At 70.5% G+C, this 1,708-nt stretch carries 3 protein-coding genes; 1 reads left to right on the top strand and 2 read right to left on the bottom strand.

Translation table 11 applies throughout. From position 1 onward, the window contains the following. Positions 1–399: hypothetical protein (locus WA805_RS12230; protein ID WP_425242387.1), on the bottom strand; the 399-nt coding region annotated here is incomplete at its 3' end. A gap of 207 nt (positions 400–606) precedes the next feature. Then, entirely contained in the window at positions 607–948 is a 342-nt protein-coding gene (locus WA805_RS12225; protein ID WP_422340965.1) for a TraR/DksA family transcriptional regulator, read from the bottom strand. A 25-nt stretch (positions 949–973) separates the two neighbouring features. Between WA805_RS12225 and WA805_RS12220 the strand changes: the two genes are divergently transcribed. Next, entirely contained in the window at positions 974–1,486 is a 513-nt protein-coding gene (locus WA805_RS12220) for a DUF899 family protein (protein ID WP_425242386.1), read from the top strand. Positions 1,487–1,708: the final 222 nt, after the last annotated feature.

Raw genomic sequence — 1,708 nt, 5'->3', positions numbered from 1 at the left:
GGCCTCGTCGGCCCGCTGCTGGGCCCGGGCGATCTCCTCGTCGGAGCCCCATTCCCTGGTCAGGTCGGCCGCTTCCTGGGTCAGGTCCGCGGCGCTCTCCGCCGCGCTCGCGGCCTCATCCGCGCGCTCTGCCCGGATCTCGGCTTCCTCCGCCGCCTCCCGCGCGCGCTCGGCGAGCTCACGAGCCCGGCGGGCCTGCTCTTCAGCGGCTGCCTGCTCTTCGGCGGCGTACTGTTCTTCCGCGGCGTACTGTTCTGCCGCGGCCCGCTCTTCGTCAGGCTCGACCTCCACGTCGTCGTGGTGCTCGTCCTGCACGGCGTGCCTGGCGACGCTGTACGGCTCGCCGGTCTCCGCCATCCGCTGCCGCGTGGCGCTCTTCCTGGCTTTGTCCGCAGTCATGATCGCTCTTCTTCCCGGCGAGTCTGCCCGCGTCTGCTCGCCACGGTACAGAGCCATGACTAAGTGAAGGCACCCGAGTCGTGGACCCTTGTCCTCGTCGCCGCCTGCGGCGCGGGCCGCTGGAAAGCTCGGAAGCGGGCAGGTGGTGCGCTGCCAACTAGCAGCAGGCTACATCACGATATAACGCGTTGCAAGACCATGCTCTGCTCACTTGACCCGGGCGCACTGGACGCAGGTGGCGGCCGCCGGGCGTGCTGCCAGCCGGTCCTGCCCGACGGGCTGGCCGCACCTTACACAGACGCCATACGTGCCCGCGTCGAGCCTGCCGATGGCGGCGTCGATCTCCGCGATCTGTTCCAGCGCCTGCGCGAGTAGCGCGGCGGTGTGCTGCCGCTCGAACGCGAGGGTCGCGCCTTCCGGGTCGTGCTCGTCGTCGGTACCCGCCTCGCTCGCCGCCGCGGCGATCCCGGCGAACTCCCGGTCCAGGGCCGCGGCCCGGGTGCGGGCACGCGCACGCTCCGCCAGCAGCAATTCGCGGGTAGTCGTCACCCGCCCGATTTTAGGTACGCCGCCGATGAGTCAGCCGGCCGGGCTGTTCGGCGGCAAGTCGCAGCTGATCGTCTACAGCCACATGTGGTTCCCTGGCGAGGAGTGGCAGTGCCCTGGCTGCACCGGGTTCACCGCGCAGTTCACCCGGCTGGAGTTCCTGGACAACTACGACGCCAGGTTCGTCATCGTCACCCAGGGCCCGATCGACGAGGCACTCGCGTACAAGCGGCGGGTCGGGAACAAGATGACCTGGTACTCCACGGCGAACAGCCCGTTCGGCAGCGACGTCGGGGCGCCGCCAGACGGCGGGTTCGCCGTCAACGTGTTCCTGCGCGACGGCGACACGGTCTATCGCACCTGGCACACCAACGGGCGCGGCACCGAGCAGCTCACGCACACCTTCGCGCTGGTCGACCTGCTGCCGTACGGACGGCAGGAGGAGTGGCAGGACTCCCCGGAGGGCTGGCCGCAGGCGCCGACCTACAGCGGATGGGGCGGCTCGCCGCGCGTCGCCGCGCTCTACGGCCCTGACGCGTAAGGACGCCGGGCTTCTTAGGTTCCTTTAAGGTCACCGGACGACCCGTTTTCGGCGGGGCCGCTGGACTGGCATGTATCCGATCCACGAAGGAGCGTGTCATGCCAGTGCCCAGCCGTCGTCTCGCCGTCGCGGGAGTCATCGCCGCCGCGGTGATCGCCCTGCCCGCCGCGGCGTTCGCGTCCGCTTCCACGTCGTCCGGCAAGCCGGGGCCGTCCGCGACGG

The organism is Trebonia sp. (assembly GCF_049794275.1).
Lineage (GTDB): Bacteria > Actinomycetota > Actinomycetes > Streptosporangiales > Streptosporangiaceae > Trebonia.
This window is presented reverse-complemented; position numbering and strand designations above follow the sequence as displayed.

Coding starts and splice junctions, on each gene's coding strand:
- WA805_RS12220 (WP_425242386.1), top strand. CDS start 974: ATGAGTCAGCCGGCCGGGCTGTTCGGCGGCAAGTCGCAGCTGATCGTC.